This is a genomic window from Litoribrevibacter euphylliae (assembly GCF_042646085.1).
Classification (GTDB): Bacteria; Pseudomonadota; Gammaproteobacteria; order Pseudomonadales; family Litoribrevibacteraceae; genus Litoribrevibacter; species Litoribrevibacter euphylliae.
In genome coordinates, this window is the sequence record NZ_JBHRSZ010000001.1 from 306,165 (window position 1) to 327,554 (window position 21,390).

General features: G+C 44.9%; 18 protein-coding genes. 9 read left to right on the forward strand and 9 right to left on the reverse strand.

From position 1 onward, the window contains the following. Positions 1-83: 83 nt before the first annotated feature. Both ACFOEK_RS01255 and trhP read left to right on the forward strand, forming a co-directional pair. Positions 84-320 (forward strand): hypothetical protein, encoded by a 237-nt coding sequence (locus tag ACFOEK_RS01255; protein WP_386714968.1) that lies wholly within the window; start codon positions 84-86, stop codon positions 318-320. Positions 321-394: 74 nt separating this feature from the next. Then, positions 395-1,789: a prephenate-dependent tRNA uridine(34) hydroxylase TrhP gene (gene trhP / locus ACFOEK_RS01260; RefSeq protein WP_386714971.1), complete on the forward strand. Its 1,395-nt coding sequence runs from the start codon at positions 395-397 to the stop codon at positions 1,787-1,789. Between the two features lie 88 nt (positions 1,790-1,877). On the opposite strand, the gene ACFOEK_RS01265 is transcribed toward trhP, so the two are convergent. Both ACFOEK_RS01265 and ACFOEK_RS01270 read right to left on the reverse strand, forming a co-directional pair. Next, on the reverse strand, positions 1,878-4,997 hold the full coding sequence (locus tag ACFOEK_RS01265; RefSeq protein WP_386714974.1) for an efflux RND transporter permease subunit: 3,120 nt from the start codon (positions 4,995-4,997) through the stop codon (positions 1,878-1,880). Between the two features lie 14 nt (positions 4,998-5,011). Further along, positions 5,012-6,148 (reverse strand): efflux RND transporter periplasmic adaptor subunit, encoded by a 1,137-nt coding sequence (locus tag ACFOEK_RS01270; RefSeq protein WP_386714977.1) that lies wholly within the window; start codon positions 6,146-6,148, stop codon positions 5,012-5,014. A 303-nt stretch (positions 6,149-6,451) separates the two neighbouring features. Between ACFOEK_RS01270 and dinB the strand changes: the two genes are divergently transcribed. Beyond that, entirely contained in the window at positions 6,452-7,549 is a 1,098-nt protein-coding gene (dinB, locus tag ACFOEK_RS01275) for a DNA polymerase IV (RefSeq protein WP_386714981.1), read from the forward strand. A gap of 27 nt (positions 7,550-7,576) precedes the next feature. Here the strand turns inward: dinB and ACFOEK_RS01280 are convergent, their stop codons facing one another. From ACFOEK_RS01280 to ACFOEK_RS01290, 3 genes are all read right to left on the reverse strand, one after another. Continuing rightward, entirely contained in the window at positions 7,577-8,656 is a 1,080-nt protein-coding gene (locus ACFOEK_RS01280) for a class I SAM-dependent methyltransferase (protein WP_386714983.1), read from the reverse strand. A gap of 20 nt (positions 8,657-8,676) precedes the next feature. Next, positions 8,677-9,366: a pseudouridine synthase gene (locus tag ACFOEK_RS01285; RefSeq protein ID WP_386714986.1), complete on the reverse strand. Its 690-nt coding sequence runs from the start codon at positions 9,364-9,366 to the stop codon at positions 8,677-8,679. A gap of 130 nt (positions 9,367-9,496) precedes the next feature. Then, entirely contained in the window at positions 9,497-11,602 is a 2,106-nt protein-coding gene (locus ACFOEK_RS01290) for a sensor domain-containing diguanylate cyclase (protein WP_386714988.1), read from the reverse strand. A 509-nt stretch (positions 11,603-12,111) separates the two neighbouring features. Between ACFOEK_RS01290 and tcdA the strand changes: the two genes are divergently transcribed. Both tcdA and ACFOEK_RS01300 read left to right on the forward strand, forming a co-directional pair. Beyond that, on the forward strand, positions 12,112-12,918 hold the full coding sequence (gene tcdA / locus ACFOEK_RS01295; RefSeq protein WP_386714991.1) for a tRNA cyclic N6-threonylcarbamoyladenosine(37) synthase TcdA: 807 nt from the start codon (positions 12,112-12,114) through the stop codon (positions 12,916-12,918). Between the two features lie 25 nt (positions 12,919-12,943). Continuing rightward, a complete protein-coding gene (locus ACFOEK_RS01300) occupies positions 12,944-13,552 on the forward strand; it encodes a flavin reductase family protein (protein WP_386714993.1) in 609 nt (202 codons plus the stop codon). A 9-nt stretch (positions 13,553-13,561) separates the two neighbouring features. Here ACFOEK_RS01300 and ACFOEK_RS01305 read toward each other — a convergent pair whose 3' ends face one another. The 3 genes from ACFOEK_RS01305 to ACFOEK_RS01315 form a co-directional block, all read right to left on the reverse strand. After that, on the reverse strand, positions 13,562-14,110 hold the full coding sequence (locus ACFOEK_RS01305; protein WP_386714996.1) for a hypothetical protein: 549 nt from the start codon (positions 14,108-14,110) through the stop codon (positions 13,562-13,564). A 78-nt stretch (positions 14,111-14,188) separates the two neighbouring features. Further along, a complete protein-coding gene (locus tag ACFOEK_RS01310; protein WP_386714999.1) occupies positions 14,189-15,538 on the reverse strand; it encodes a methyltransferase in 1,350 nt (449 codons plus the stop codon). Positions 15,539-15,562: 24 nt separating this feature from the next. After that, positions 15,563-17,506 carry a ribonuclease R family protein gene (locus tag ACFOEK_RS01315; protein WP_386715002.1) on the reverse strand — a complete coding sequence of 648 codons (1,944 nt, stop codon included), beginning with the start codon at positions 17,504-17,506 and terminating at the stop codon, positions 15,563-15,565. 249 nt (positions 17,507-17,755) lie between these two features. On the opposite strand from ACFOEK_RS01315, the gene ACFOEK_RS01320 reads away from it, so the two are divergent. From ACFOEK_RS01320 to ACFOEK_RS01335, 4 genes are all read left to right on the forward strand, one after another. After that, the gene (locus tag ACFOEK_RS01320) at positions 17,756-17,953 is read left to right on the forward strand and encodes a hypothetical protein (protein ID WP_386715004.1); all 198 of its coding nucleotides are present in this window, start codon (positions 17,756-17,758) and stop codon (positions 17,951-17,953) included. Further along, positions 17,953-18,639 carry a class I SAM-dependent methyltransferase gene (locus ACFOEK_RS01325; RefSeq protein ID WP_386715007.1) on the forward strand — a complete coding sequence of 229 codons (687 nt, stop codon included), beginning with the start codon at positions 17,953-17,955 and terminating at the stop codon, positions 18,637-18,639. The genes ACFOEK_RS01320 and ACFOEK_RS01325 overlap by 1 nt, the downstream gene beginning before the upstream one ends. A gap of 253 nt (positions 18,640-18,892) precedes the next feature. Next, a complete protein-coding gene (locus ACFOEK_RS01330; protein ID WP_386715009.1) occupies positions 18,893-19,540 on the forward strand; it encodes a class I SAM-dependent methyltransferase in 648 nt (215 codons plus the stop codon). Positions 19,541-19,635: 95 nt separating this feature from the next. Next, positions 19,636-20,643, forward strand: a complete 1,008-nt coding sequence (locus ACFOEK_RS01335; RefSeq protein ID WP_386715012.1) for a DUF2156 domain-containing protein — start codon at positions 19,636-19,638, stop codon at positions 20,641-20,643. A 151-nt stretch (positions 20,644-20,794) separates the two neighbouring features. Here the strand turns inward: ACFOEK_RS01335 and ACFOEK_RS01340 are convergent, their stop codons facing one another. After that, complete coding sequence (locus ACFOEK_RS01340; RefSeq protein WP_386715015.1) at positions 20,795-21,292, reverse strand: VOC family protein; 498 nt, start codon at positions 21,290-21,292, stop codon at positions 20,795-20,797. Positions 21,293-21,390 lie beyond the last annotated feature (98 nt).

The following is a 21,390-nucleotide window of genomic DNA, read 5'->3' on the forward strand; positions in this document are numbered from 1 at the left end:
TTTAACAAGAATATTGCTTGTGATCTGCTGAGATGAATGTCGATATCTGCTAGTATTGGCACATTAAAATATAGGAGCCAATTATGCCTACGGCCTTTTTAGAAATTATTGAATTAGAGAATGGTGACGTCGCGCTTCAGAAAACCGAAGGGGATGAGAAGCAGTTGGTGACGATCCATTTTTCCGAAGAAGCAAAAGAAATGCTTCAGGGTGAACACGTTCATGTGGCCAAAGGAATGTTCCAAGCGGGTTTGCAAATCGTTGGGCGTATGCAGGAAGAAGCTGCAGAAATGGAAGAAGCCCCTAAAGTCGTCCACTAATGATATGGATCTATTATTAGAAAACTCAGGTGTTAGATAATAGATCCTCCACTCTTTGAATTAAGTTAATTTTTATGAAAACCGAATTACTTTCGCCTGCGGGTTCGCTGAAAGCGATGCGTTATGCTTACGCTTATGGTGCCGATGCCGTTTATGCGGGGCAGCCAAGATACAGTCTTCGAGTGCGTAACAATGAATTCTCGACATTGGATGCGCTTAAAGAGGGGATTGATGAAGCCCATGATTTGGGTAAGAAATTTTACTTGGCGGCAAATATTGCACCGCACAATGCAAAAGTAAAAACCTTTCTGAACGACATTAAACCTGTTATTGAACTTAACCCGGATGCTTTGATTATGTCTGATCCAGGGTTGATCATGATGGTTCGTGAACACTTCCCTGATATGCCTGTGCATTTGTCCGTTCAAGCCAATGTGGTGAACTACGCAGGTGTGAAGTTCTGGCACAGACAAGGTATTGAACGAGTCATTTTATCTCGTGAGTTATCGCTGGATGAGATTGAAGAAATCCGGATGCAGTGTCCAGAGATGGAACTGGAAGTTTTCGTTCATGGTGCGTTGTGTATTGCTTATTCCGGGCGTTGCTTGTTATCTGGCTATTTCAATAAGCGTGATCCAAACCAAGGTACATGCACTAATGCATGTCGCTGGAAGTATCAATTGCATGATGCCAAAGAAACTGAGACGGGCGACATCATTGCTACTGACGAGCCTCAAAGCGATGTGAATGTTGTAGATCCTGCGGCGCATCAAGATTCCCAACCGGACACTTTTGAACCTCATGTGGATGGATTAGAAGAACAAACCTTCTTGTTACAAGAAGGTTCTCGTCCAGGTGAGTACATGCCGATTTATGAAGACGAGCATGGCACTTACATCATGAATTCCCGTGACCTTCGTGCGGTTCAACACGTAGAACGTCTGGTGAAAATGGGTATTCATTCGTTGAAAATCGAAGGGCGTACCAAATCACCTTACTATGCTGCACGTACAGCTCAGGCTTATCGTAAAGCCATTGATGATGCTCAGTCTGGTCAACCGTTCGATATGGGCTTGATGGATGAGTTGGAAAGCTTGGCCAGTCGTGGTTATACCGAAGGTTTCTATCGTCGCCACGTTCACGATCAGTATCAGCGTTATGAATCAGGCAACTCCATGAGTGGTTCTCAACAGTTGGTTGGTGAAGTCATGTCTGTGGATAAAGGCATGATAAAAATTGATGTGAAGAACAAGTTCAATGTGGGCGATAAGGTAGAATTGGTTAAGCCATCCGGTAATCTTGCGTTCGATCTGACTGAAATGATTAATAAGAAAGGTGAGTCGGTTGATGGTGCACCTGGTTCTGGTCACGTGGTCGACATTCCATTGCCGGAAGGTGCTAGTGATCTGAAGGAGTTGAATGACTTTGGAATGATCGTTCGTTATCTGCCAGAGCAACGATTCGGCTAGCTTTGTTTGTTGTATGTTGGTGTATGCATAAAAAAACCGGAGATACTCTCCGGTTTTTTTATGGGTCAAACAGTTAAAAGTTTTTCTCTTAACCTTCTTTCGGTTGGCCTTTAACTTTCTCTCGGAATGATTGCAGCATCACATAGAACGCCGGAATCAATAGCGTTCCTATGACGGTTGCCATCGCCATGCCTCCAAATACGGTATAACCGATGGAGTGACGGCTGGCTGCGCCGGCGCCGACCGCGAAGACCAGAGGTAAGATACCGAGTACAAAGGACAAGGCCGTCATTAATACCGCTCGGAAACGAAGTGTTGCGGCTTCAGTCGCAGCATCTTCAATGGATACTTTGTCATCTTCACGTTTTGATTTGGCGAACTCGACAATCAAAATCGCATTTTTCGTCGCCAAGCCAATCAAGAGCACCATCCCCACCTGAGCGTACAAATCAAATGGCGTTTTAAGTATCAACAACATTAAGATCGCACCGAGAACCGCGATAGGTACGGCCAACACCACGGAAACCGGTACGCTCCAGCTTTCATACTGAGCGACTAAGAATAGATAGACAAACAACAACGCCAGACCGAATAAGATTGGGGCAAGGTTACCGGCCTGAATTTGTTGATAGGCCATGCCTGTCCACTGTGCATCATAACCATCAGGCAAGCTGTTCTTTGCTATTCGTTCCGCTGCTGCCATGGCATCGCCTGTACTGTATCCAGGTGCAGGGATGATGTTAATGGTGGCAGAGTCGAACATGTTATAGCGGTTGATTACATCCGGGCCGAGCAAAGTACTCGTAGTGAGTAATGTGCTCAACGGCACCATATCGCCAGAAGAGGATCTTACGTGCAGCTTATCCAGGTCATCCTTGTCATTTCGGAATTCAGCCTCGGCCTGCATCATGACTCGGTAGACTTGGCCGAACTTGTTGAAGTCATTGACGTACAGCGACCCCAGTTGAGCTTGCAGTGTCATGAACACTTCTGATAAAGGAATTTCCATATTTTTAGCTTTAACACGATCCACATCCACAAATAATTGCGGAATATCGGCGGTGTAGCTGCTGAAAGCAAAGCGAATCTCCGGTGCTTGGTTGGCTTCTAATATGAAACTGCGCATGGCTGATGCGAGCGACTGTGGGTCTCGACCTTGTAGGTCAGAAAGGACCAACTCAAGACCGCTGGTGCTGCCGAGCCCTGGAATGGCTGGCGTAGAGAAGGCTCGGATATTTGCACTGGAGATAGCACTTAACTTCGCCTGAACCTTTCGAACGATGGCTTCTTGGTGTAAATCCGGGCTGGTTCGCTCATCCCAGTGGTCTAACGTGACGATGGCTAAGCCAGCATTTGAGGCAACAGCACCAGTTAAGATACTGAAACCACTGACTGTCATGACGTTGCTGACGCCCGGCTCATCTTTGATGGCATCCGTTACTTGGTGCATCACTTCGCCGGTACGATTTAACGCTGCCCCCGCTGGTAATTGAATATCGACCATGAAGTTGCCTTTGTCCTCGTTCGGAATGAAGCCCATCGGTAAGACTTTCATGACGCCGCCGATAGAAACAAATACCACAACCAAGGTAATACCTACCAAAAACAGCTTACGGATGCTGATTTTTACCAGTCGATTGTACGAGTTGGTGATGCGATCAAAGCTTCTATTGAAGGCCGCAAAGAACGCATTCACTTTGTCTGTATGAGGTTTCAATAAGGTCGCACACAGTGCCGGACTGAGCGTTAAGGCATTGATGGAGGAGATGATGACTGCCACAGAAATGGTGACTGCGAATTGGTTGTACATTTGGCCTGTGATGCCTGGCATCATAGAAACGGGAACGAATACCGCCAAAAGAACTAAGGTCGTTGCGACGACGGGGCCGCTGACTTCTTTCATGGATATACGAGTCGCTTCGACCGGATCCAATCCTTCCTCAATATGTCGGCGGACGTTTTCAACCACCACAATGGCATCATCGACCACAATCCCCACCGCTAAGATCAAGCCGAAGAGACTGACGGTATTAATGGAGAAGCCCAGCGCTAACATAACGGCGAAGGTTCCGACCAAAGAAACCGGAATTGCAATGGCGGGTACCAGCGTTGAACGCCAATCTTGAAGGAAGATAAACACTACTAGGATTACCAGTAATACGGCTTGGAAAAGGGCGGTGACTACTTCGTCGATCGAAGTATCAATAAAACGTGTGGTGTCATAAAGAATGTCGTACTCAATGTCATCCGGGAAACGAGAGGACAATTGTTCCATGAGTTCATAGACGTCTTCAGCTACTTCAAGAGCGTTGGCATCAGGTGACTGATAGACCGCCAGAATAACGCCCGGTTTGTTGTTGAGTTCGCCATACCAGCTGTAACTGGCGGAGCCCAGTTCGATGCGTGCAATGTCTTTCATCAACACACTGGAGCCATCACTTCTTGATTTTACGACCAGGCTTTCAAATTCTTCCACAGAGCTCAAACGGCCTTTGGCGCTGAGTGTATATTGGAATTGCTGGTCAGCAGGAGAGGGGGCACCACCTAATTGACCGGCCGGAACCTGGACATTCTGCTCAGAGATTACGCCTTGCAGGTCGGTAACCGTGACACCCAGTGAGGCCATTTTGATGGGGTCGAGCCAAATTCGCATGCCGTATTCGTTTTCACCAAGGATAGATGCATCACTGACGCCGTTCACCCGAGAAAGATCATTGAGGATATTGATGCTGGTGAAGTTCGAAAGAAAAAGACCGTCGTAGGTTGAATTAGGTGAGAACAGGTTAACGACCAACACCATGTCGGTAGACTTCTTATCGACTGCGACGCCTTGTTTCACAACGTCGGCGGGTAAGGTGGAGTTAGCACGATTGACCCGGTTTTGAACATTGATTTGGGCAAGATCCGGATCGGTGCCGACTTCAAAGGTCACTGTCAGGGTATAGGAGCCGTCGTTGGCACTTTTGGATGACATATAGAGCATGTCTTCCACCCCATTGACCTCTTCTTCAATAGGCGCGGCGATGGTTTCCCGAACCACTTTGGCGTCAGCACCCGGATAAGAGGCACTGACTTGAATTACCGGAGGCGAGATTTTAGGAAACTCGGCAATCGGTAATACGTTCATGGCGATTAAACCCGCCAGTGAAATTACGATCGAAATGACAAAGGCAAACTTAGGCCGACTGATAAAAAATTGGCTGAACATTAAAATCCCTCGTCTTAATTCGCTTCAGGTAGCTGAGCGGGTGTGCCTTCTGCCTTGCCGCCAACACGGACTTTTTGAAGTCCGTCGACAATGATTTGATCACCTTCGTTTAGACCAGATGTCACCGTGATTAAAGTACCTTGGTTTTGACCAACACCAATAGGGCGTTTCTCAATCACTTTATCGCTGCCCAGGACCAGAACAAATTTACCCACTTGGTCTTCTTGAACGGCTTTTTGAGGGATTACCAAGCGTTTTACTGCAGAGCCTTCTTCAATTACCAAGGTGACATGCTGACCTGGCAGCAAGAATCCATCAGGGTTAGGGAAGACCGAGCGTACTTTAATCGTGCCTGTGTTTTGATCTATACGGTTATCGAGGAAGTTGAAGCTGCCAGTGTGCTGATACATGGAACCTGTGGTCAGTTTTAATTTGGCAACCGGTTCTACCGAAGGCTTACCTTCCGCTTTTTCCTGCTGACGCTCTTCACGATATTCAATCAACTCACGCTCACTGACTTGGAAGCTGACGTACATAGGATCGGCTTGAACGAGTGTTGCTAAGGTTGTGGATGAGGTGATCAAGTCACCAATACTCACCTGCGCTTGGCTCAACGTACCGTCTGTAGGCGCTTTTACTTTGGTGTAACTCAGATTCAGTTTGGCGGTTTTGAGTGCGGCTTCAGATACTTTAATTGCCGCTTCGGCTTGAAGCTTTTTACTGGTCAGCTGATCCATTTGTGATTCACTGATTGCGCCTTTGGAGATTAATTCTTTCCCGCGATTATAGTTACGTGTCGCTTCATTCAATGCCGCTTTGTCTTGCGCTACTTTAGCCTCGGCTTTGGCAACTTCGGCGGCGTAGGTGTCTTGATCGATTTCAAATAACAGATCGCCTTCCTTCACTTTCGCGCCATCGGGCATGTGTTGCTTCACTAGGTAACCGCCTACGCGAGCTTGAATGTTAACGTCTTCTTTAGCTTCCGTTTTTCCCACAAATTCTTTGCTTGGGCGAACTTCTTGGTAGGATGCAGCGAGAGTACTGACTTTAGGAAGAGGCGCATTGGCCGGTGCTTGGCTGTCGTTGCCTCCAGAGCAAGCAACTAGAAATATACTAAAAAGCACTAAGCTAGAGCGTTGAATCATTTTCATGGGGACCTATCATCCTTGTTTGCGAGCCATTGAATAATTTATTCATTGTATCCGACAAACGGTTTAATGGAAGGGAATATCCAGGGAACCTCTGGATAACTTAGATTTAGTGCTTTAGCCGCTGGTGTATTGATAATAAAGACAGTCTTGTTCATGGGGTTCCTGGAGTAGACGGAGGGTGTTTTCTACGACTAAAATACTGTATTAATAATCAGTGTTTGTTTGGGGCTTACAGAGTAGCGCTCGATATCACATTACTAAGAGCCCCCAAGTAGACGCCGTATGAGCAAATGAGTTCCGGGCATGAGTGAGACTTCATTAAGAAAAATTATCCACGTCGATTGCGATTGCTTTTATGCGGCGGTAGAGGTGAGAGACGATCCAAGCTTGGCTAATTTGCCGATTGTGGTGGGAGGCAACCCGAATGGTCGTGGTGTAGTGGCAACCGCCAGCTATGAAGCCCGAAAATTTGGTGTTCGATCTGCGATGTCGTCGGCGCAGGCTTTAAAGCTGTGTCCGAATTTAATTTTTATGAAGCCAAGAATGGATGCGTATCGTGAAGCATCGGAGCAAATCCATCGAATCTTTGCGGATTATACTGATCTTATTGAGCCGCTTTCTTTAGACGAAGCCTATCTTGATGTTTCCGATTGTCAGCAAAACAAAGGCAGTGCCACTTTAATTGCAGAAGAGATTCGTAGGCGCGTGGTTCAGCAGGTGGGGATTACGGTTTCAGCAGGGGTTGCACCCAATAAATTCTTAGCGAAAGTAGCCAGTGATTGGAATAAACCCAACGGTTTGTGCGTGGTGACGCCATCGCAAGTCGATGAGTTTGTGGCTCAGTTGCCTGTGGCACGAGTGCATGGGGTCGGAAAAGTGACTCAGCAAAAGATGAAACAACTGGGCATTGACACCTGTGGACAACTTCGAGATTACTCGTTATTGGAGCTGGTGGATAAGTTTGGCAGTTTTGGGCAACGTCTCTATCACTTGGCGCGAGGCATTGATGATCGCTCGGTTAAGAATGAACGACGCCGTAAGAGTTTAAGTGTTGAGCATACCTACGATCAGGATTTACACAGTTTTGAGCAGGTTCGGGCAGCGGTGCCTGAGTTACTATCTTCTCTGAAGCAACGGCTGGAAAAGCGCTTTGACGATGATTACTTGGTAAATAAGTACGTGGTGAAAGTAAAGTTTAATGATTTTGTTCAGACGACTTATGAGACTCGGCTTGATCAATTGGCACGCTCTGCAGGTTCTGAACAAGACTATTTGGAGTTACTGAATGTGGCTTACCATCGCCGTGATAAACCGGTGAGACTGTTAGGGTTAGGTGTGGGTTTAAAAGATATGAAGGATTCAGAAGAGTTAACTCAGATGGAGTTGTTCTCTTCTGAATGATTAAGGGAACCTCTTCCCTAGATTCGTTTAGCCTTCTCTGTGAAACGGTTTTTTTCCCGCCAAACGAATGACTTTGAATTTTTTGTTGTTGGCCAGCTCATCCACCTTCTTAAAGAAGTGTTTGGCTTTGCTTTCCACTGGGATAAAGGCATTTACTACGAAGATCGCCGCACCGCCTGAGGTCAGTAACCGTCTTGCCGCGGCAAGGAAGCGCTCGGTCATTTCGCTTTCGACTGAAAAGCCTTGATGAAACGGCGGATTACACACCACCACATCAAACTTCTGATCAATCCCTTCCGCGCAGTTAGCTGCAATGACATTGCCTTCTAAACCGTTTGTTTCAAGAGTCGCTTTTGCCGATGCAATGGCCGCGGCGTTGTTATCGGTGCCAACTAAAGTGGTGAAACCAAACGCTGGCATGTTGGCAAGAAGGTAGCCGTAGCCGCAACCTAAATCGAGTACACTGTTAGTTGCTTGATCTTTGGACAAATTCAAACGTTTCATAAACTCCGGCATTTGTTCCAATAAGAACGCACTGCCTTGATCAATCTTATTCCAACCAAAGACACCGGGTTTGCTGATAAAGGTAAGGCCTTCTGGTTCACTCAGTTCAATCGATTGAGAGTAATCTTTATCGTCTAATGGGGATTCGTCACTGTGATTATTTTCCAGTGTGGAAATCCAATCGTCTTTGGATAGCTTTTCGATGTGCTTGTTACAACCAAGGTATTTGGTTGCTTTATCGGCGTAGGTTTTGATGCCTTCGTTTTTACCACCGGCCAACACAAACTGACCTTGTGGTTTTAATAGGTTAGCGGTTTGGTTAATAACATGGTGAACAATGGCTTTTTCTTTGGAGACTCGATAAAGCACCAGATCAAAGGTGTGTTGATGCAATTCAGTGAAATCAAAATCGCTGTAAAGGCAATTCAAACCACTTTCGGCGAGCGCGTCTTTTTGATCTACCCGATTGGTGATGAAGGTAACCTTGCTTGAGTCACCTAATTGCGTCGGGTTAATGGTCAGTGCGTGTTCATCAACGACCCATAAAACAGAACCGCTGCACTCTTTAATGGCTTGAAGGAAGGCTTGGTATATCAAGTTCACGAATTGATCTCTATCTTGGTTTATTTAACGCTGTCGATTTCTTCTTGAGTTAAGGGGCGATATTCCCCTGGCTCTAATGATTCATCGAGAACAATGTCTCCGACTTGGCAACGATGCAATTCAAGCACTTCGTTATCAACGGCTAATATCATACGTTTTACTTGGTGGTACATGCCTTCGGAAATGGTCAGCTCGATTTCAGTCGGGGAGATAACCTTGACTTGTGCTGGACGTGTTCGGCGATCCTCACTTTTGAAGTAAATACCGGCTTCCAAGATTTCGATGGCTTTGTCGGTAATTTCCTGATCAAGCTCAACCCGATACGTCTTTTTGCAATCGTGATTTGGGCTGGTGATGTTATGCGCCCATTTACCATCGTTGGTAAGTAACATCAGGCCTGTGGTGTCTAAATCTAAACGACCTACGGGATGAAGCCCTTTGCCTGGTTGATCAATCAATTCTAGAACTGTTGGATAAAAACCATCTTCAGTTGCAGATACAAACCCACTCGGTTTGTTTAACATGAAGTATTGCGTACCGAGATGTTCGATGGTGGTTTTACTCAAGCTAATGTCTTGATCAAGGCTGACATGCTGTGCGGCGTTGGTTTGAATTTCACCGTCTACTCTAACTTGTCTTCTTTTAATTGCGCGCTTGGCTTCATTGCGAGTTAAGCCCGCGTTGTGGCAAAGGTATTTATCGAGTCTCATAGTCTCTGGGTCTTCTAAATCAGAGCGCGTATCTTACCAGAAAGTGTTGGGCTCTCTCATAGAAAAAATCGCAGAGAGTTATTTTAATTCTATTGGCACGTCAGTAAGCAGAATAAGTCGACTAACGGGGCTATGACGCCTTGCTGGCCGGTGACGCTACTGAAATTGCCCCTCGGCCACTGGCCTTGACTGCATACATGGCCTGATCACTGGCCAGCACTAATTCTTTAATGGTCGCTCCATGGAGTGGGTAGACTGCCACTCCTATGCTACATCCAATGCGAATTTGTAGTTCTTGAACTTCAAAGACTTGGGAAATCGACTCGATGATTTGGGTAGCGATGACCCGGGCATCACTGATGTTTCTGGTGTTTTCGAGCAAAATAAGGAACTCATCGCCACCGATACGTGCGACTGTGTCTGTTTGACGGAGTCGTTGCTGCAGTCGCTCGGCGCATTGAATCAAGACTTCATCGCCTGTGGAGTGACTGTATTGATCATTAACTGGTTTGAATTTGTCTAAATCCACAAACAATAGGCTGAAACCGCCATGCTCTCGCTTGGCTCGGGCAATGGTTTTGTTGGCGATTTCCTCAAACAGGCTGCGATTCGGTAGTTTAGTGAGAGGGTCATGGTGAGCCATGTGATTCAGTTGTTCATGTAGTTGTTTTCTTTCGTGGGCATACAAACTGTTGCTACAGAGCTCTGATAACGAACCTATGAACAGCTGATAGGTAGCGACCTTATGCTCCTGTTCTTCCGTAAATTCGGTAATCAGTGCTCCTGCAACCCGTTGGCTGATCATGATGGGGGAAATAATGGCCTGCTCATAAACTTTTGTACCGAGTAAGGATTCGGTGACTTGTTGATTCAAGTTAGTCACAAAACTTCGTTGACGATTAAGCTTTTTGAACAGGCTTTTCGTGAGTTGGTTAGTGTGAATGCTGATGCCGGTGTCGATGTTGTCCCCGTGTAAACTGTAGCTGGCATAGCACTCTGAGGTGCGCATGTCTTGATCTAACAACCAAATGCTGGCACGAACGAATCCGGTTTGTTGAATTAACGTTGTCAGGATTTTGTAAAAGGATTGATGAAGGTGGCCTTCGGTGAGATCCCGATCATTGGCTAATTCAAACAATAATCGATTCTGTTGTTCAGTTCGGATGCGGTTTACTTTGTCATTCAGTAGGTTGGCATTTAGCTTCTCAACGGCGGATTTTAAAATATAAATCAGTTTTGATAGTTCGCCACTTTGATTGGAGATTTCAGAAATGCGCGCTTGTTCTAACGACGGCGCCTGATCAATTTCTTTTATGAGCTTGGAAATGGGCGCAGATATGTGCTGTCGCAGGTAATAAAAGGCCAACAGAGCAACACTCAAACTGACCACCACTTCTATCGAGAACAGTGAAGCAAAGTCCTTTTGGCTTTGCTCCATTATTGTTCTCGGCATATTGCTGGATAGCATGATGTTTGGTTTCCCATAAATATCTTTCAGGGTTTTCCTGACCGTTACACGTTCCATGTCTAACTGATAGGTGGTGTTATAGATACCGCCTGAGGCAGCACTTGAATCGCTGCTGTAAAAATTGAGTGGCTTTAATTCGGAGAAGGTGTCTAAGCCCTCTTTATGTCGTTGGAACAAGGATCCAGGGGCTTCCCTTAGGGTCATAAACCAGCCCGCAGATGGGCCTTTTGCTGTACTTTGTTTGACTTCAGAAACCGCAAGAATATAAACCGTGCCATTGAAAATAAGCAAACCGCTGAGGCTACGGACTGACGTACCCTCTTTTAACGGAAGCTCCGGCTTAATTAAGTCAATCAGAGTGCCGTGCTGTGTTAAGAAATCATGCAGTAGGCTTTCAGATAATATGAAGTCTTTGGTTCTGAAAAAACCATGGTGAACCCGCCGATCCTGCGTTATCCAAATCATGGCGTTAATGTTGATGATTTTGAGAGAATCATAATCGAGGTTGCGTTCAATGAAGCCTTGATTGAATTTCTTCACAAAGTGGTAGTTTTCATCCCAGATTCCCCAGTCAATGGCTAAGGTTTCCACATCTTGAATTTGGCTTTCGATAAAAAACTGGCTGTGAGTGAGCTCTCGTTGAATTAAGGACTTTTCTAAATCGTCCATGCGCTGCGCAACCAAAAATTTATGGTTGAAAAGCTGGATTGCTAAAAAGGTGATAAATGCTGTTGAGATGACCGTTGCGATTTTAGCGACCAGAGTCATTGGACCCCACCTTTTGCACTGTCTTCATTAATATTCTCGCGGTTATGTCTATTTATTAGGTGAATGCCTAGGGAACCTCTGAATAAGTCTCTCTCTGCTCAGGCCTATAAGAGAAATGTCTATTTGAGGCGCGGCTTTGCAGGCATAACGGGTTACGTCAAAAAGCCGCAACAAAAAAGAGACATTTCTCTTAAGGCCCCGAAGGGCGGGGCTTTAAGTCCTTCAGCCCGAAAACGCCATAACATCGTTGAACTTCTTGAAAAGGTCTCGGACTGAAGGTCTAGACATTCTCTACGAAGCTCGCCTTGTTCTAACGTTTTTCTAGCGCCCGCTGAGCTAGAGCGGACTTGTTCAGAGGTTCCCTAGGGTGTAGCTAACAGCGTTTTTATCTTAAGAAATCACCTTAACCTGAGTATAATCGCGATCTTTAGCGTTTTTCGTGAACAAGCTGTCTCTATCAATAGATCAGTTTGTTTAAGTGTAGACAGTATTTGAGGTGTTAAAAGGTAGTGAGTTACCAAGATCGATTTGGTGGTGTTGCCCGTTTATATGGGGTTGATGAGGCAAATATTTTTCAATCTGCTCATGCCTGCGTGGTTGGCATCGGTGGTGTTGGCAGTTGGGCGGCAGAGGCCTTAGCCAGATCGGGTGTCGGCAAGATTACTCTGATTGATATGGACGATATTTGCGTTACCAACGTGAATCGTCAGGTGCACACCTTAAGCAGTACGGTAGGCCAGTTAAAAGTCGATGTAATGGCCGAGCGTATCCGTGGTATCAATTCTGAATGCGACGTAGTGACGGTCATGAATTTTGTTGATCAGAAAAATGTTGCGGAGCTGATTACCAAAGACATGGATTGTGTTGTTGATGCCATTGATAGCCTCAAATCAAAAGCCGCCTTGGTTAATCACTGCAAACGTAGCAAGATCCCTGTGATTTGTACGGGCGCAGCGGGTGGACAGACTGATCCCACAAAAATCGAAATTGCAGATCTTAATAAGACCTTTAATGACCCGTTGATTCGTCGAGTTCGTTCCTGGTTAAGACGCAACTACGGGTACTCGCGCAATCCAAAACGGGTGTATAGCATTCCTGTGGTGTATTCCACTGAACAGTTGGTATACCCTCAAGCCGATGGTAGTGTTTGCCAGCAAAAATCCTTGGAAGATGGTTCAACCAAGTTAGACTGCAATAGTGGTTTCGGAGCCGTTACTATGGTGACGGCTTCTTTTGGATTTATTGCGGCTTCGAAAGCATTGGAGCTGATGAGTAAACACATTAAGAAGAAAAATCAGCGTTCTCACACCGAATAACACAACACCAGCAAAGGGGATTTTTATGCTGATCAACATGGATTCGTTAAACGGCACTCAAACTTATCATCTGATGACTCAGACGATTATTCCTCGTCCGGTGGCCTGGATTCTGACGGAAAATGAAGGCGGTAATTACAACTTAGCGCCGTTTTCTTTTTTCACTGCCGTGTGCAGTAATCCACCGATCATTATGTTTTCAGTTGGGAAAAAACCGTCTGGAGAGGTGAAAGATACGCGTAGGAATATCGAACGCACCCAGTCTTTCGTTCTTCATATTGCTGGTTCCGACTTGGCTGGGCCGATGACGGAAACGTCTCGTACGCTGGATTATGGTGATTCAGAAATGGATCGGTTGGCCTTGTCTCTGGATAAGGATTGGGGGCAACCTCTCCCTAGAGTCACTCAATGCGACGTTGCCATGCATTGTTCGTTGTATGAAATTCAGGAAATGGGGAACAACAAGCAAGGCTTGGTCTTTGGTGAAATCCAGAGTGTATATTTGTCTGAAAAGGTCGCGACTCAGGAACCCAGATTGCAAGTGGATGCGAAGTCACTTGATCCCATTGCTAGACTCGGAGCCAGTGAATATGCGACTCTGGGCGACATTATCAGTATCCCTAGACCTGAATAAAACGACTTCCTAACGTTCGAGTTGGTTGATCCAGTCTTTACTTTTGCTGTAAACAATTTCCAGTTCTGGCTGTGTGAACGCCTCAAGTTCATTGGCTAGGCGGGTGACGTGATCACTGTCTAGCTGATTGAACAATTCCAATAACATGCCTTGTTCTTCACGCTGTTCATGGTGTTCGAGTACGTTCTTCAAGGATTTTTGTTGTTCGAACAATTCGATCAGCCAGCGACGATATTGTTGAGCCGAGCCGGTATTAAGAATTTCCTGCGAGCGGTTCAGGTTCAGATCATTTTTATTCAGTAAATCACGAACTTTGTTGTGTTCATGAAGATACAGAGTATGGGGCCATCGGGTGTCTTTTAGTTTGGCCAGTTCCGGCAAAAGATGTTCGTTCTCAAAGGTTAAGTGGGCAATCTGCAAGGCTTTGTAGCTGTAGAAGACTTCCATGGCGAGCTCAATTTCTTGAATCAGCAAGGCTTCCTGATGCATCAAGAATAACTCACCCAATTGTTGATGTTGTTTGTCGATGGCTTGGAATATCGGATTGGTTTTCAGCATAGGAATAACTCAGGTATCGGCGTAGAAAGGCTTTCAGTGCTTGGGGAACCGGTTGTTCCTCAAACCTGTTACTCGGGATTATATACGTTCTGCGTGGATCAGGAGATTGCGTGGTGTCAATGATCGGTCACAAAAGGTACCAAATCTGACGCGATAACCGGACTGAGCCAGAAATAAAGCTCTGTCATGAATTAACCACAGTTCTAATGCGCGTCGAAACCCTTGTCTTGCCAATTCCAATCGCTCAACGTCTGCTAGTCTGGATTCCGCCTTGGTTAGAAAGTATTGGTAATCTAACGTTTCAGAAATGGTAAGGCCAAGATGCTCCGAAAACCGTTCGACCAGGCTTTCGAAGCCCTGATGTATGCTGGAGTAGGGCAGTGATGGACAATGTCGATATTGATCCACGCCTGACACCTTCCTTTGGATTAAATCGAACGCTAAACGCCATTGCTTCAAGGTTCTGCGATGGTGTTGATCTCGCTTGGGGGCGGTTACCGTTTCCTGTACTGCCAACTTCAGATCCTCTTTAGATAAGATCAACTTCATTGGTGCACCAGAACTCAAGGTGTTGGAAAGACGTTGGTAGCTCTCATTAGCGGTCAGGTGGTAGCAGCACGGGGAGAGGCTCAGTGCTGTTGAGCCATGTGCTACTGCTTGTGTTAGAAGTCGAGTGTGGAGATCACCACAAGCATGTAAGGCGGTCACATGTCTGTTCAGAACAGAAAGGTCTTTAATCGGCGCTAATACGTCTTGTTCCCGTATATCGACGGGAACCTTTAGTTTTTCTGAAAGTTGGTTGCCTTTATCGCAAAGAGTCGGGTTGTACTCTAAACCTGTGACTGGAGCTTTCTTATGAAAGTGAATCAAGCGTGCCAAGTGACCTTTACCACAGCACCAGTCGGTGTAGTGTGAGGCTGAAGGTAAGTGGTTACAGAAGGCCTCTATTTGCTGCCATTTCCTACCGGGAATACCAGCGGTTAGGGCGTCTGGGATAGGCTTTTTGGGGGCATGAGTACAGTTGCTTTCTTGGATACTATTCGGTGATAACCTCTCTGAATGGCTGAGTTCAACAAGCTGTCCCGTCAGCTGAAATGCGTCATCAATGAACTGAATTAAATGCTCTGGAGTGTTTTGAAGGTGCTGAAGTTCTTCGTCTGAGAGTGCCAATAATGATTCAACCACTTTGGGATAATCGTCTTGCCAAGGCAGTTGAAGGTATTGAAAAGGCTCGGGTTTCCAAACGGGTTGGAACGAATGCAGAAGATTATCCAGGCGAGCAAAGGTTTCTTCAAGGCCTGAACGCGTTTGCCAAGACGTATCGGGAAAGGGCTTCATACTTCCAATATTGGATTCATCAAGAACGATGTTGTTAGGTGATATATACGAGTCTAGCTTTAAGCGTAAGAAGTCAGTGTGATTGAGCACACTGACTTCCAGAGTTAATGCGAATTATGCCAATTCGAAATTAACTTGCTTGCGATCCCAGTTGACGCCTTTGATTTTTACTTGAACTGGCATCTGGAGTTGGAAACGCTTGTCTTTAGAGGCGTGTTCCATGATGTCTTGGTTGAAGGTGGTTTTGAGTTCTTTGGTGTTAATAAAGCCTTCTATACCACTGTCTTCAATACGCGCATGGAAGCCTGCGCTATTAATACCACAAATATGAGCATCAAAGGTTTGACCTTTGTTCTCGGTTGATAGCGTTTCGGCAAATTGACACTTCATCCATTGCTCTAAATCGTTAGCCGCTGAGCGTGATTGCAGTTGCTGATCAAAGATGGCTTGTGCCAGTTCCAGAGATACGTTCGGCTGTACTTTGTTTTCCAAATGAGCCGTCAGAATGCGGTGGATCACCAAATCGTTATATTTACGAATCGGAGACGTCCCCGTGGTGTAGCAGTCCAACGCCATACCCACATGAGCCTTGGCTTCCAAAGTCATTTCGCTGCGCTCCATATTGCGATTAATCAGCACAGGAAGTGGAATATCTAGCTCGAGCTCATCCGCTTGTTTAAGTACCTGTTGATATTTGCCCGGTGCTCTAAGTTGTTCAGCTGTAACTTCTAAACCATATTCTTTTGTGACTTTCTGGATCAGTTCAATGCGGTCTTCACGGACACCTGCGTGGTTGATGTACAACCCGGTTAATTGCTTGGCTTGCAGGTATTTTGCGATTTGATGGTTGGTTACCACCATGCATTCTTCTACTAGTTTATGAGCAGCCGTCTTGTTGATTCGCTCAATATGATCTACCTTCTTTTGTTCATTCAGGCGAATACGGTAATCAGGGCGATCAGGAAGCACCGATTCTGGACGCTGTTGTTTCAAGAGCTTCGTTACGTGCTCCAGTGTTTTAAGTGACGCTTTGATGTCATCACTTAGTGCATCACAGGTGTCATTTGAACCTTGCTCCAAGAACTCAGCAACGTCGTTGTAACTTAATTTAGCATGCGATTGAATTGCTGCTTTTTCGATATTGCAGTCTGTCACTTTGCCTTCAGCGTCCAGCGTTATGGTGGCAATTAAAGCCAGTCGCGGCGCGTTTGGTACTAAAGAACACAAATCCCCTGACAGTTCTTTCGGCATCATAGGAATGGACTGATCCACCAGATAGGTGGAAGTCGCTCGACGCTTCGCTTCTAAATCAATGGCAGAGCCTTCAGCAATAACACTTGCCGGATCAGCAATAGCCACTTTTAAGGTATAACCCTTGCCATCGGCTTCAGCGTATAACGCATCGTCCATATCCAAGGTATTAGCTGAGTCGATGGTGACAAAAGGAATCGCTGTAGCGTCTGCGGCAGCTGTTACTAGGTGTTCAATGCCTTGTGATTGAATGTCTGCAACTTGCGTCAAGACATCCTCTGGCCATTCATTGGCTAATTTATAGCGACGAATGGTTAAGGCTTCTTCAATGCCTGGTGTTTGATCGTTTCCTAGAACTGAAATGACTTCAGCTTGTGCCTTCCCATCGTTTTTAAATGGGTGGCGAAGTAGCTTACATTCCAGAAAATCGCCTTCTTTGGCGCCGTTACGTTTGTTCGGTGGAATGAAAATCCAACGATTGGCTCGGCCCATTTCAGCATCGACAAAGTGCCCTTTGCCTTTCACTATATATCGACCAATTAAGGTTGATACATCCGACTTGATCAACCTCTCAACTTCGGCACTGGGCTTGTCTTCGTCTGCGTTTAGTAACGCAACTTCGACGCGATCTCCTGGCAGAACTTTTTGATACTCGTCAGGTGGTAAGAAAATTTCGCGATCATCATCCAGAATGACAAACCCAAATTTGGTTGAGGTGGCTTTAATGGTTCCCTGAAAAATAGGTTTGCTTGCTTTAATTTCTTGCTTCAGTTGTTTTAACTGGGCTAATGCGTCTGAATTGATCATGATGCTGAGTGTCTTGGTGATTTGTTTGTATAATTGCGAAAAGCGGAGTACGCGTTATTGGTCGCAATTGATGTTCGGTGTTCTCTCTATGCCATTATTATGGTGTTAGATAGCACACACTTGTCGATAGATGCGCGCATGATAACGTTTGATATTCGGATTAACCAGAGATGAAGGCTGAAAATTCTTCTGGTGTGGTTTTATCGAGATTTTTGTTTTAAACAAAACCAGCAGTAAGCAGTGCAGCGTATGAGTAATGTCATTGAATTTAAACGGCCTGACCCTAAGAAAGCGGCGAAAGAAAAAGCTAAAGGTAAAACACTATGTAAAAGTGGCTTTCATAAGTGGGAAGTGGATAAGAAAACGCAGTTCGACGTGAAGTCAGGAAAACTTGTGACTGTCTATCGTTGCAGTCGTTGTGGTGAAGTAAAAGTAAAGGCGCATTAATGGCAAGAAAGAAATCGGTAGTTAATCATTTTTCTACCATGCAAACCTCGTCTCCGTGTTGCCCTTTGTGCAAACATCAACAAACTCAGGAATACTATCAGGATCGGCGTCGTCCTTATTTTCAATGTAATGAGTGTGGTTTGGTGTTTGTTCCTGACTCCTTTCATATCTCTGCTGAGTTGGAAAAAGCGGAATACGATCTTCACCAGAATTCTTTTGAGGATGAGGGGTATAGACGCTTTCTTAGTCGAGCCTTTGATCCCATCGCGCAACGAATCCCTGTGCCTGCAACTGGTTTGGACTTTGGGTGTGGGCCGGGGCCGGTATTAGCCAGCATGTTTTCTGAGTTTGGTTATGAGATGCAGACGTATGATCCCTATTACGCTCCTGATATTAGCGTGCTTGAACAAAGCTATGACTTTATTACCTGTACCGAAGTGATTGAGCATGTCAGTCAACCTGATCAGGTGTTTCCACTATTAATCAATCGGCTTTCTGTTAATGGCGTACTGTTAATAATGACTAAACGGGTAAGAGATCGGGAAGCATTTGCAAGCTGGCATTATAAGAATGACCAGACCCACATTTGTTTCTACTGTGAACCTACGTTTGATTGGATAGCACAGCAGTATGGCCTGATCGTGGATTTTATTGGATCGGATGTGGTTTTGTTCAAGAAGTCATAAGTGGCATTAATGCTTTGAAATCTACATCGATTTTTTTCGATTTATAGCCTTTCGATATATAAAATTCTATTTTAAGAAAATGCTGTTTGTGCCGTTTATCCTCAAGAAATGGCTCCTTTCATCAAAATGAGCATTAATTCACAATTATCCGATTTTTTAACTTGAAGGACTCAAGTACAAGCATTAGTCTTACTGTTGAACAGAATACAACAACAATATGTTCCAAAAATAATAACAATATGGAAGCATAACAATGCGTGATAATTATAAGTGGATCGGACCTGTCTATGACTTTCTTGGTAAAGTCTACAGCGGTCAACAAATTGAAAACTGTAAAATTGCCAATCTAGATCGTCTTCAATCTGGACAAAAAGTACTTTTCGCTGGCGTAGGCCACGGTCGTGATGCAATTCACGCGGCAAAGCTAGGTGCTGATGTAACGGTTGTTGATCTCTCCAAAACCATGCTCGATAACTTTCAGAAGTTGCTGGATAAAGAAAATATCCAGGTAACGGTACGCAAAGTTCATAGTGATATCTTTAAAGTTGATGAACTTGAACAGTACGACATGGTGGTTGCAAACTTCTTCCTGAATGTTTTCCACAAGCCAATGATGCAGGATGTCTTAAAGCATTTGATTAGCTTATGTAAGCCGGGTGGTCATGTTGTTGTAGGTGACTTTATCTATCCTACCGGCAATATCTTTTCTCGTATGCTTAAGAAAGCTTATTGGTACGGAGCTGTTCTTATATTCGTTGCGTTCACTAAGAATGCTTTGCACGAAGTCTATAACTACCCAGAATATATGAAGAAAGCAGGTCTTGATATTGAAGACAAGAAACGCTTCAGCTTGCTTAAATTTGATGCTTACTGGTCAGTACTGGGTAGAAAAGCGGCATAACGAACACACTTTGACGGTGTGAATGGAATTCCACAGAGCGAGCAAGATCTCGCTCTAATTTAAAAATAATAAGAATAATAATTGAGGGCGGAATAATGGAAGATCAATCAGTTCTTGTCTCGGGTAAAGCGCTCACAGGTTTTAACGGTTTTTCCCTTTCTGAGCGAGTTGAATATTTAAAGCATTATGGCACTCATAGCCAGTCCTACTCTGCGATGCAGCCAGGAATGAAATACTTTGATTTGCCTGGTGTTGGTTTCATTGGCTACAAGCAAAAGTTCGGTGTTTCGTTCGTTTTGGGTGACCCTATTTGTGCACCTGAACACAGAGAACATTTAGTTTCTCAGTTCCTTAGTAAACACCCTAATACGTCATTTGTTCAGGCGTCTGAAGACGTTGCTGTGATGATGCATAACCGTTTTGGCTATCACTCTACTCAGTTTGGTATTGAGTCGTACATTGATCTTACCAAGTGGTCTCTTAAGGGTAAGAAAAAACAAGTACTTCGAACTGCACTTAACCAAGCGGAAAAGCGCGGTATTGAAGTCAAAGAAAGTTACGCGGAACTGAGAACCAAAGAAATCTCCAAGGCTTGGTTGCAGACGCGTAAGGTAAGCAAGAAAGAAATTAATTTCCTGATTCGTCCTATGACGATGGATTACAAAGAAGGTTCTCGTAGTTTCTATGCGTATCAGGATGGTGAACCTGTAGGCTTTATTTTCTTTGATCCGATTTATGAAAATAACAAGATTGTAAGTTACGTTCCGAACATTTCACGCGCTTGTGCTTCGTTTAAACAAGGCATTTGGTATACCTTGATGCTTCATGCCATGGACGTGTTTAAGGAAGAAGGAATCGAGCGTATTGATTTAGGTTTGATTCCTTTAGCTGGGTTGGAAGAGCCTGCATCTCATGAGTCTAATGTATTGAAAGGCATCATGAAGTTTGTTTATGAGAAGTGTAATTTCTTATACAACTTTAAAGGGCTTCATTTTACCAAGAGTCGTTTCCGCGGTGATGAGTTTAAGATTTATTACTGTCACCGTCGTTCTTTGCCAACACGCGATATTTTAGGCGTGTTGTTGCTCTCGAATCTGCTTTAACCTCGATTATTGGGGCAGATATTCCGCTTTTGCGTTATCACGCTTTTGGCCCACTATAGGTGGGCTTTTTTATGTCTGTAAAACAATTGTTGAATATTCAATTGTTTGATCGATTTCGGTCGTTTCATATCTGTTAAGAGGCTTTTCAGCGTTATTCATCCAGACTATCCAGCTCATCTTCCTCAAGAATCAGTCCAGAATTGGAAATCTCTTCTTCGGTAATTTGAGGTTCTGTCACATGTTGAGCAAATGTCCAGAGATAACCGTCCAGATCCTTAACTGTGTAAATTCGATCCCCCCAGAAAGTATCCAAAACTTCGGAGAGTATGGTTGCGCCACAGGAGGTTGCACGGGAATAGTGCATTTCAATGTTGGGTACATAAATATACAAACCAATGCCTTGTTGAATCTCAGAGGAATTAGGCGTTTGCGATGGGCTACTGAAACTGCCTTGGCGTTGAAGCATGATGCGAGCTTCAAGACAGTACATTTCAGCAAATACTGCTAAGCCATTTCGTACGATGGGTTCGCCGATTCTCTCAAAGCCAAACGCCAACTCGTAAAAGCTGATGGCTTCTTCCGGCGCTTCAACCGTTAGACAGGGCGTGAGTTGTGGAACATGATCTGGTTTGTAGGGAACCGAAGTCATAAGGCTGCTCACCTGAAGGGCATAGGACCGAGTTTGATTCTGCACTGTCGGAGTTAATTATCTAACTCTAGAACAGCCTTAGGGTTCACACAAAGTTT

Excerpts from the sequence above, each read along its gene's own strand:
- ACFOEK_RS01255 (WP_386714968.1), top strand. The coding sequence starts at position 84 with ATGCCTACGGCCTTTTTAGAAATTATTGAATTAGAGAATGGTGACGTC.
- trhP (WP_386714971.1), top strand. The coding sequence starts at position 395 with ATGAAAACCGAATTACTTTCGCCTGCGGGTTCGCTGAAAGCGATGCGT.
- ACFOEK_RS01265 (WP_386714974.1), bottom strand. The coding sequence starts at position 4,997 with ATGTTCAGCCAATTTTTTATCAGTCGGCCTAAGTTTGCCTTTGTCATT.
- ACFOEK_RS01270 (WP_386714977.1), bottom strand. The coding sequence starts at position 6,148 with ATGAAAATGATTCAACGCTCTAGCTTAGTGCTTTTTAGTATATTTCTA.
- dinB (WP_386714981.1), top strand. The coding sequence starts at position 6,452 with ATGAGTGAGACTTCATTAAGAAAAATTATCCACGTCGATTGCGATTGC.
- ACFOEK_RS01285 (WP_386714986.1), bottom strand. The coding sequence starts at position 9,366 with ATGAGACTCGATAAATACCTTTGCCACAACGCGGGCTTAACTCGCAAT.
- ACFOEK_RS01290 (WP_386714988.1), bottom strand. The coding sequence starts at position 11,602 with ATGACTCTGGTCGCTAAAATCGCAACGGTCATCTCAACAGCATTTATC.
- ACFOEK_RS01300 (WP_386714993.1), top strand. The coding sequence starts at position 12,944 with ATGCTGATCAACATGGATTCGTTAAACGGCACTCAAACTTATCATCTG.
- ACFOEK_RS01305 (WP_386714996.1), bottom strand. The coding sequence starts at position 14,110 with ATGCTGAAAACCAATCCGATATTCCAAGCCATCGACAAACAACATCAA.
- ACFOEK_RS01315 (WP_386715002.1), bottom strand. The coding sequence starts at position 17,506 with ATGATCAATTCAGACGCATTAGCCCAGTTAAAACAACTGAAGCAAGAA.
- ACFOEK_RS01320 (WP_386715004.1), top strand. The coding sequence starts at position 17,756 with ATGAGTAATGTCATTGAATTTAAACGGCCTGACCCTAAGAAAGCGGCG.
- ACFOEK_RS01325 (WP_386715007.1), top strand. The coding sequence starts at position 17,953 with ATGGCAAGAAAGAAATCGGTAGTTAATCATTTTTCTACCATGCAAACC.
- ACFOEK_RS01330 (WP_386715009.1), top strand. The coding sequence starts at position 18,893 with ATGCGTGATAATTATAAGTGGATCGGACCTGTCTATGACTTTCTTGGT.
- ACFOEK_RS01335 (WP_386715012.1), top strand. The coding sequence starts at position 19,636 with ATGGAAGATCAATCAGTTCTTGTCTCGGGTAAAGCGCTCACAGGTTTT.
- ACFOEK_RS01340 (WP_386715015.1), bottom strand. The coding sequence starts at position 21,292 with ATGACTTCGGTTCCCTACAAACCAGATCATGTTCCACAACTCACGCCC.